Here is an 8637-nt window from a genome sequence, read left to right as displayed (position 1 = left end):
CTGTAAAGGATGGGTATCAGGAAGATACACGTAAAAGAATCGGTGGAGCGGTAGTTCAGTTGGTTAGAATACCTGCCTGTCACGCAGGGGGTCGCGGGTTCGAGCCCCGTCCGTTCCGCCACTTATTTAAATTATGCCTGCTTATTTTAGCAGGCATAATGTTAAGCGTTATTTAGGGGCGTAGCTCAGTTGGTAGAGCACCGGTCTCCAAAACCGGGTGTCGCGAGTTCGAGTCTCTCCGCCCCTGCCATATAAATAACCCTTCGCGAAAGCGAGGGGTTTTTTTATGTCGAAATAACCGTTTAGTTCGATTTTCATACATATTATCTGACTCTTTTTGCGTATTATTCCACGATTTAGCTAACATCTATTTGAATCGCACTTCAGAAATCTCCATTTATCCTGCCAACTCACAAATCGCCATTACTTCACTAACCACTCTTATTAGTCATATTTTTCATTAAAATCCTGCTGCCCTATAGAAAGGTAACGTTCCCAATCTATGCCTATTCAGCTGAATTTATGTACAAAATGATTGTTATTCTATGGTGTGACGCTGCTCATTATTACTTTCACAAAATGTACTAAAACTAATTAACATTTTATCTATCAGGAAGCTCACCTTAAAAAACATCATGTATTTTGAGAACAACATTATCTGCAAATTGGCCGAAATTCAGCGCAACCAATGTTCTGAATGATCATATTAACTGTTCTTTAGAATAGTAATGAGTCAGCGGCTCGACGATGGCAAGTGAGGAGATAAATATGTACAGGCGTTTACTGTTAGCAGCTGCTGTGACAGCAGCAATGTGTAGTGCAGTCCAGGCAGCTCCGCTAGTCGTGGGGTTTTCTCAAATAGGTTCCGAGTCCGGTTGGCGCTCTGCGGAGACTAAGGTTTCTAAACAAGAAGCGGAGAAACGCGGAATAACATTAAAAATCGCGGATGCTCAGCAAAAACAAGAAAACCAAATCAAAGCAGTCAGATCATTTATTGCTCAGGGTGTTGATGCCATTTTTATTGCTCCTGTGGTGGCAACCGGTTGGACGCCAGTGTTACAGGAAGCAAAAGAAGCCAAAATCCCCGTATTCCTGCTTGATCGTATGATTGAGGTGAATGACCCCTCTTTATATACAGCGGCAGTGGCTTCGGACAGCGTATATGAAGGTAAGGTTGCAGGTGAATGGTTGTTGAAAGATGTGGCAGGCAAACCCTGTAATGTGGTTGAACTCCAAGGCACTGTCGGTTCCAGTGTGGCCATTAACCGCAAAAAAGGTTTTGCTGATGGAATTGCTTCTGCACCGAACGTGAAAATAATTCGATCTCAATCAGGGGATTTCACACGCAGTAAAGGCAAAGAGGTTATGGAAAGCTTTATCAAAGCAGAGCAAAACGGCAAAAATATCTGCGCTGTTTATGCACATAACGATGATATGGCAATTGGTGCCATTCAAGCTATTAAAGAAGCGGGCTTGAAGCCTGGCTCCGAAATCAAAATTGTTTCTATCGATGGTGTTCCAGATATCTTCAAAGCAATGAGCAGTGGTGAAGCGAATGCCACCGTTGAATTAACACCGAATATGGCCGGCCCAGCTTTCGATGCACTAATCGCATTGAAGAAAGATGGCACTCAACCGCCTAAGTTTATACAGACCGAATCACGTTTATTACAGCCCGATACGGCTAAACAGGAATATGAATCCAAGAAGAGCCTGGGTTATTGATTTAAAAGGCGGGATTTGTCCCGCCTGCTTTCGTCACCTGTATTTGGGCAATATCTGAGTCGTTTTTGAACATGGGTACATCTGATGGAAACACTGCTAGAAGTCCGTGGCTTGTCAGTTGAATTTCCTGGTGTTAAGGCATTGGATTCTGTTGATTTCTCTTTGCAGCGCGGTGAAGTTGTGGCTTTGCTGGGCGAGAATGGCGCAGGAAAATCGACGTTAATTAAAGCATTAACCGGGGTCTATAAACGGGCCGCCGGCGAAGTCTATTTAGATGGTGTAGCCATTTGTCCTATTGATACAGCAGATGCCCAAAAAATGGGTATTGGTACAGTTTATCAAGAGGTCAATTTACTCCCCAATATCTCTATTGCAGCAAATCTATTTATTGGCCGTGAACCATTGCGTTGGGGATTAATTGATCATCGTGCGATGAATCAACGAGCAACAAAATTACTGAAAGGCTATGGTCTGGAGCTGGATGTTCAGCGGCCTTTGGCTGATTTCTCTATTGCAATACAACAGATTGTCGCGATTGCTCGGGCAGTTGATCTATCCGCTAAGGTATTGATTCTGGATGAGCCGACGGCAAGTTTGGATGCTAAAGAAGTCAGTATGTTATTGGATATTTTGCGACAACTGCGTGATCAAGGCATTGGTATGGTTTTTGTGACTCACTTCCTCGATCAAGTTTATCGGATTAGTGACCGTATTACTGTTTTGCGTAATGGCAAACTTGTCGGCACAAAAAACACTACAGAACTTCCTCGCATTGAATTGGTTCAGATGATGCTAGGCCATAGCTTTGACGAACAATTATTAAAACGTGGTGAACATAATATTGCGGTAAGTAACCCATTAGTTGAATTCAAAAACTATAGTCGGCGAGGTGTCGTGGAGAACTTCGATTTATCTGTTTCTCCTGGGGAAATTGTCGGTCTGGCCGGGCTATTAGGCTCGGGTCGCACGGAAACAGCACAGTTAATTTTCGGTGTCACCACACCTGATACTGGCGAAGCCAAAATTCAGGGCAAGCCGGTTAAGATTAGAACGCCACGAAAAGCGTCGAAATATGGTTTTGGTTATTGCCCGGAAGATCGTAAAACCGACGGCATTGTGGGGGCCGCGACGGTACGAGAAAACATTATTTTGGCCCTACAGGCCCAGCGCGGGTGGTTGAGGCCAATTTCCATCCGTGAACAAACCCAAATTGCAGAGGATTTTATCCAGCAACTAGGTATCCGCACTCCAGGCCCTGAGCAGCAAATTCAATATCTCTCTGGTGGAAACCAGCAAAAAGTATTATTAGCCCGCTGGTTGGCCACAAAACCTCGCTTTCTGATTTTAGATGAACCGACCCGGGGCATTGATGTGGGAGCGCATGCAGAGATTATTCGCTTAATTGAAAAGCTGTGCGATGAGGGGCTGGCGCTATTAATTATCTCTTCCGAATTAGAGGAATTGGCAGGTTACGCCGATCGCGTCATTGTTTTGCGAGATCGTCGCCATATTGCACAACTTGGTCACGATGAGATTTCTGTTCCTGCCATCATGCAGGCGATCGCGGTGCAATAAGGAGTTACCTCATGGGAAACAGGAGCCTATCTATGCCGCAAAGGCCGCGCAAAGTTAAATGGGTCTTGCCGAAAGGTGCCACGCAGTTTGGTGCTCTGATAGTCATTTTATTGATTGATAGTTTGGTAGCTCCACACTTTTTCTCAATTCATATCCAGGATGGACGGCTGTTCGGCAGTGTGATTGATATCTTAAACCGGGGTGCTCCCGTTGCGTTATTGGCACTGGGAATGACGTTAGTGATCGCAACCGGAGGCATCGATTTATCAGTTGGAGCGGTGATGGCCATTGCCGGTGCCACCGCTGCGACACTTACCAGTGCTGGCCACCCTTTCTTCACTGTGTTGGTTGCCGCACTCGCCGTCGGGGCGTTGTGTGGATTATGGAATGGGTTTTTAGTGGCGGTGTTACAGATTCAACCGATTGTTGCCACCTTGATGTTAATGGTTGCAGGGAGAGGTATAGCTCAATTAATCACCGAAGGCCAGATTGTCACATTTGATAGCGGTGGGTTGGCAGAGTTAGGCAGCAGCACATTGATGTATATGCCAATGTCTGTGGTTATCGCATTTAGTATGCTGATTATTGTGTGGCTATTGACGCGTAAAACGGCGCTGGGGTTGTTTATTGAGTCTGTTGGTATCAACCTGCGTTCAGCACGTAATGCAGGGGTAAGTACCCGTTTGGTGCTGATTTCGGTATATGTCATTTGTGGTGTCTGTGCGGCAGTTGCAGGCATTATCGTGACCGCCGATATCCGTGGTGCAGATGCTAATAATGCCGGTTTATGGTTGGAGTTGGATGCTATTTTGGCGGTGGTTATTGGCGGTGCATCCTTGATGGGCGGGCGTTTTAACCTTTTGCTTTCTGTGATTGGCGCTTTGATTATTCAGGGTATGAATACTGGAATTTTACTTTCTGGCTACCAACCGGAATTCAATCTAGTTCTTAAAGCCATTGTGGTGTTAGCCGTATTGGTGGTGCAGTCACCGATGATCTCATTCAGCCATATCTTCCGGAGGCGAAAATAATGTTAAAGCGTAATATTCCTTTGCTGATTACTATCGCCGTTTTTATTCTGGGATATGCCTTTTGTCTCAGTCAATTTCCCAGTTTTTCTTCCACCCGAGTTTGGTGTGACTTACTGACTGATAATGCTTTTTTAGGCATTGTTGCTGTGGGCATGACCTTTGTTATTTTATCCGGCGGCATTGATTTATCTGTCGGTTCAGTTATTGCATTTACTGGCGTGCTGTTGGCAAAACTAATCGGCAGTTATGGCATTCACCCAATGTATGCTTTCGCCATTGTTTTAGTGATGGGGGCGATGTTTGGCGCGTTCATGGGTTGGATTATTGATTCCCTGAAACTCCCCGCATTTATCATCACTCTCGCTGGGATGTTTTTTGTCCGAGGAATGAGCTTTATTGTGTCTGAGGAGTCAATTCCCATTGATCACCCGATTTATAGCACGCTGGCAAATTATGCCTGGAAAGTTCCCGGAGGTGGACGATTTACACTACTTGCCTTGATTATGCTATTGGTTGTGGCGTTTGGTATTTTGCTGGCCCATCGTACCCGCTTTGGTCATAACGTTTACGCCATTGGGGGTAACAGTGTTTCAGCGGCTCTGATGGGGGTTCCGGTCAGACAAACGACGATAAAAATATACATGCTATCGAGCACTCTGGCTGCTCTGTCAGGGATTGTGTTCTCCCTCTACACCTCCGCAGGTTATGCATTGGCGGCCAGTGGTGTTGAGTTGGATGCTATTGCTGCTGTCGTGATTGGTGGCACACTGCTCACCGGCGGCATTGGTACGGTTTTCGGCACTTTGTTCGGTGTCCTGATTCAAGGTCTGATACAGAGTTACATCACTTTTGATGGTACGCTCAGTTCATGGTGGACCAAGATTGTCATCGGAATTCTGTTATTTAGCTTTATTGCAATTCAGAAGGCGATGAGTGCTTTTTATTTGAATCGTCGTGCTCGCCCTCAGTCGCCCCCGCTTAATCCCGTATAGCGCTTTGTGCTGCGTTATTCATAGGTGTTTTTAATAACTGTCGAATTAATGTTTGCTGGTCACTGTTTTGCAACCAAACGGCATACAGTGGCCGCACGATAGGCGGTATATCAGCATTGACGACCAATTCGGGATATTCCTTTTGCCAATGTTCTGGCAGGAAAGCACAACCACCGGTGGTGTCCAACAGCTGCCGGGTTAAATGGGCTGACGTCGTGGTCAGCACCGGCATCTGCTCGCTATTGAGTAAACGGCTTTCTTGCTGATGAAAATCCGCCCCCCATTCAAGTTTGATATAGGGTGCTTCATTTGCATTTTTATGCTCAGTTTCATCATCAGTTTTTTCCGGTAATTCAAAGGAAACTGAGGAGAACAAACGCAATGAAAAATGCCCTAACAGTAGGCTGGCCAACTCATCCATTTTAGGGGGTTCGGTCGTTATCAATAAATCCAGTTGCCGTTCGTGCAACTGTTTCACCAATGATTGGCGCAGTGCAATACGTGCTTCAAGGCGTAATGCTTCCCGTTGCTTATAGAGTTGTTGCAACCACGGGGTGAGGTAAGCCTCCCAAAGTGACGCGGTTGCACCAATAGATAATTCAGTGTGTTGCAGCGAGTGTGCCACCTCTTTTTTGGCCAACTGCCAGGTACTCATCAGTGTTTCGGCATAAGGCAGTAGTCGCTCGCCTGCCGGGGTCAGACGAATATTATTGCGATGGCGAGTGAATAAATTTGCACCTAATTGATTTTCCAACTGACGGATACGAAAACTCACCGCCGACTGCGTTAAGTACAAAGATTCAGCTGCGCGACCAAAGTGACGAGTTCTACTGACCTCCAAAAAGGTTTTCAGTAATTCGGTATCCACACCCATCTCCAATTTTTTTTGTCGTTAAGATTTAAATGTTTTGTTTTACACGATGTCAAGCCTATCTAATACTCCGCGCCATAAACAGCACGACCATGAGAGAATTAGGAGCGTGTCAGATGGCGGATAGCTTCATCACGACCAATCGTTTTTTTGATAATAAACATTATCCTCGCGGGTTCTCGCGTCACGGCGATTTCACCATTAAAGAGGCGCAATTACTAGAGCGCCACGGTTATGCTTTTAACGAACTTGATCTCGGGAAACGCGAGCCTGTAACGGAAGAAGAACAGCTGTTTGTTGCTGTTTGCCGCGGCGAGCGTGAGCCGGTCAGCGCCGAAGAAAAAGTCTGGTCCAAATATGTGACCCGAACTCGTCGTCCTAAACGTTTCCATACACTGTCTGGCGGCAAGCCACAGATGGACGCAGTGGAAGATTACACCGATAGCGACGACTAGTACCCTGTTCTTCGAGCCGCAGGGAGCTGGAATCACTGGCTTGCGGCTTCAATGATATTGGGTATAAGCATCGTGGTAAAAAGGGGACTTTAGTTCCCTTTTTTACATTAGGCTTTTGTGCAACTGCGAAAGCAACCGGTCCATACAACGATAGCTCAGCGCTTCTGAAAGATGATTTTTTTGAATATTATCTTCCAGTGCCAGATCTGCAATGGTCCGTGCCACTTTCAAAATATGGTGCCAGGTACGCACTGATAGCCCTAGTTTCAGTAGAACTTGTTCGAGAAAAGCCGCATCCTCTGGTACTAAATAGCAATATTCAGCTATCTCTTGGCTATTAAGCTGCTTGTTTGTCTTCCCCGCCCTATCTAATTGTTTTTTCCTGGCTTGTAACACTCGTTGCCTGACAGTTTTGCTATTTTCTCCCTGATGTTTTTGTGTTCCCAGCATCCCTGCGGGGAGTAATGGCACTTCTATCGATAAGTCGAATCGGTCCAAAAACGGGCCAGACAACTTTGCCAGATAGCGCAACACTTGCTGTGGTGGTGCCCGGTTATGGATGCCTTGATAATGGCCGCTGGGGCTAGGGTTCATTGCGGCAATCAACTGCACTTTGGCAGGGAAACAGACTTTAGCGGCCGCTCGGGAAATGATAATTTCCCCCGATTCCAATGGTTCACGCAATGAATCCAGTACCCGACGCTCAAACTCTGGCAGTTCGTCCAGAAAAAGAACGCCATTGTGTGCCAGTGATATTTCACCGGGGCGAGGAATGGAACCTTCGCCAATGAGAGCGGCCATTGATGCACTGTGATGTGGTGCGCGAAAAGCCCGACAGCGCCATTGGGCAGGTAATTCATTACTGTGTGACAAGCCATTAATGGCCGCAGCCTCAAGTGCTTCTTGATCGGTCAATGGTGGTAGTAAGCCGGTTAACCGATTTGCCAGCATGGTTTTCCCCGTACCCGGTGGCCCAAGTAGCAGCAAGTTATGTCCACCAGCGGCGGCTATCTCTAACGCCCGTTTGGCTTGTGATTGGCCGATGATATCTTGTAGGTCGAGGCTGTTGTCCCAATCTTGAGCTACTTCAAGGCGTTGGCCTTGCGCGAGTATATTTTCGTCTTGTAAAAAACTGCACACTGCCAACAAATGATCGGCAACCCTGCTGTTGCCTTGTGTAATTAACCCAATCTCAAGACTGTTCTCTGATGGCAAGATTAACTGTCGCTGGGCCTGACTGCTGGCGAGTGCGGCCGGAATTGCGCCGCTAACGCGCCTTAGCGCCCCTGACAAGGCAAGTTCACCCAAGAACTCATAGTGCGCTAATTTATCCGCAGGAATCTGTTCTGACGCGGCCAATATCGCTAAAGCGATAGGGAGATCGTAACGTCCCCCTTCTTTGGGTAAATCTGCCGGAGCCAGGCTGACGGTGATCCGTTTGGCTGGAAAGGTGAAGCCGCTGTTGATTAATGCGCTGCGGACTCTGTCTCGGGCCTCTTTTACTGTAGTTTCCGGTAATCCAACCAAAACTAATCCTGGTAACCCATTGCTGATATGAACTTCAACTGTGACTGAAGGGGCCTGAATACCTAATGTGGCGCGGGTATAAATCGTTGCCAATGACATAGTGCTTTCCTTCGCCGTAATGCGTGCCTGGTGTTGGGCGGTCGCGATAGAGTGCCCGAGGATTTTTTTCAATGCCGGAGAAAAGTATTGATTTGCGAAAGTGCACGCGAGGTTTCATTGCAACGGAAGTATCAAAATCAAAAATTGCGGTGCAGCGCGCAGAAAAAAGACCAAAGTGTCGATGTGGGTTTTACTGATTGATAAATAATATATTTGTTGTGTTTTGCATTCGCGATCACAAAATAATAATTTAAATAAATATTGTCAGGCAACCAATAACTGTGATAACTCTGTAGGTATTCGTTCGACACTAGACAGATGAACAACCTAATTATGAAAGCGATTTTCCAAGTGATTAACCT

General features: G+C 46.3%; 7 protein-coding genes and 2 tRNA genes. 7 read left to right on the top strand and 2 right to left on the bottom strand.

From position 1 onward, the window contains the following. Positions 1-44 precede the first annotated feature (44 nt). From ACNSO8_RS00990 to yjfF, 6 genes are all read left to right on the top strand, one after another. Positions 45-121: transfer RNA gene (locus ACNSO8_RS00990), tRNA-Asp, on the top strand. Positions 122-174: 53 nt separating this feature from the next. Further along, a tRNA-Trp gene (locus tag ACNSO8_RS00985) sits at positions 175-250 on the top strand. 518 nt (positions 251-768) lie between these two features. After that, a complete protein-coding gene (ytfQ, locus tag ACNSO8_RS00980; protein WP_005162730.1) occupies positions 769-1725 on the top strand; it encodes a galactofuranose ABC transporter, galactofuranose-binding protein YtfQ in 957 nt (318 codons plus the stop codon). An 84-nt stretch (positions 1726-1809) separates the two neighbouring features. Further along, on the top strand, positions 1810-3300 hold the full coding sequence (ytfR, locus tag ACNSO8_RS00975; RefSeq protein WP_418393559.1) for a galactofuranose ABC transporter, ATP-binding protein YtfR: 1491 nt from the start codon (positions 1810-1812) through the stop codon (positions 3298-3300). An 11-nt stretch (positions 3301-3311) separates the two neighbouring features. Beyond that, positions 3312-4331 carry a galactofuranose ABC transporter, ATP-binding protein YtfT gene (gene ytfT, locus ACNSO8_RS00970; RefSeq protein ID WP_411929180.1) on the top strand — a complete coding sequence of 340 codons (1020 nt, stop codon included), beginning with the start codon at positions 3312-3314 and terminating at the stop codon, positions 4329-4331. Continuing rightward, a complete protein-coding gene (yjfF, locus tag ACNSO8_RS00965; RefSeq protein WP_172654050.1) occupies positions 4331-5323 on the top strand; it encodes a galactofuranose ABC transporter, permease protein YjfF in 993 nt (330 codons plus the stop codon). Before ytfT ends, yjfF begins: the two co-directional genes overlap by 1 nt. Here the strand turns inward: yjfF and hdfR are convergent. Then, entirely contained in the window at positions 5310-6191 is an 882-nt protein-coding gene (hdfR, locus tag ACNSO8_RS00960) for an HTH-type transcriptional regulator HdfR (RefSeq protein WP_019084369.1), read from the bottom strand. The genes yjfF and hdfR overlap by 14 nt on opposite strands. 119 nt (positions 6192-6310) lie before the next feature. On the opposite strand from hdfR, the gene ACNSO8_RS00955 reads away from it, so the two are divergent. Then, on the top strand, positions 6311-6649 hold the full coding sequence (locus ACNSO8_RS00955; RefSeq protein ID WP_005162718.1) for a DUF413 domain-containing protein: 339 nt from the start codon (positions 6311-6313) through the stop codon (positions 6647-6649). A 102-nt stretch (positions 6650-6751) separates the two neighbouring features. Here ACNSO8_RS00955 and ACNSO8_RS00950 read toward each other — a convergent pair whose 3' ends face one another. After that, the gene (locus tag ACNSO8_RS00950; RefSeq protein ID WP_418393558.1) at positions 6752-8275 is read right to left on the bottom strand and encodes a YifB family Mg chelatase-like AAA ATPase; all 1524 of its coding nucleotides are present in this window, start codon (positions 8273-8275) and stop codon (positions 6752-6754) included. Between the last annotated feature and the right edge of the window lie 362 nt (positions 8276-8637).

The sequence above is a fragment of the Yersinia sp. LJYL362 genome, from assembly GCF_048323875.1.
Note: the sequence above shows the minus strand (reverse complement) of the source record. Positions and strands in the feature narration are given on the sequence as shown.

Bases quoted from the DNA above. Each gene is read 5' to 3' on its own strand.
- ytfR (WP_418393559.1), top strand. From the start codon at position 1,810: ATGGAAACACTGCTAGAAGTCCGTGGCTTGTCAGTTGAATTTCCTGGT.
- ytfT (WP_411929180.1), top strand. From the start codon at position 3,312: ATGGGAAACAGGAGCCTATCTATGCCGCAAAGGCCGCGCAAAGTTAAA.
- ACNSO8_RS00950 (WP_418393558.1), bottom strand. From the start codon at position 8,275: ATGTCATTGGCAACGATTTATACCCGCGCCACATTAGGTATTCAGGCC.
- ACNSO8_RS00955 (WP_005162718.1), top strand. From the start codon at position 6,311: ATGGCGGATAGCTTCATCACGACCAATCGTTTTTTTGATAATAAACAT.
- yjfF (WP_172654050.1), top strand. From the start codon at position 4,331: ATGTTAAAGCGTAATATTCCTTTGCTGATTACTATCGCCGTTTTTATT.
- ytfQ (WP_005162730.1), top strand. From the start codon at position 769: ATGTACAGGCGTTTACTGTTAGCAGCTGCTGTGACAGCAGCAATGTGT.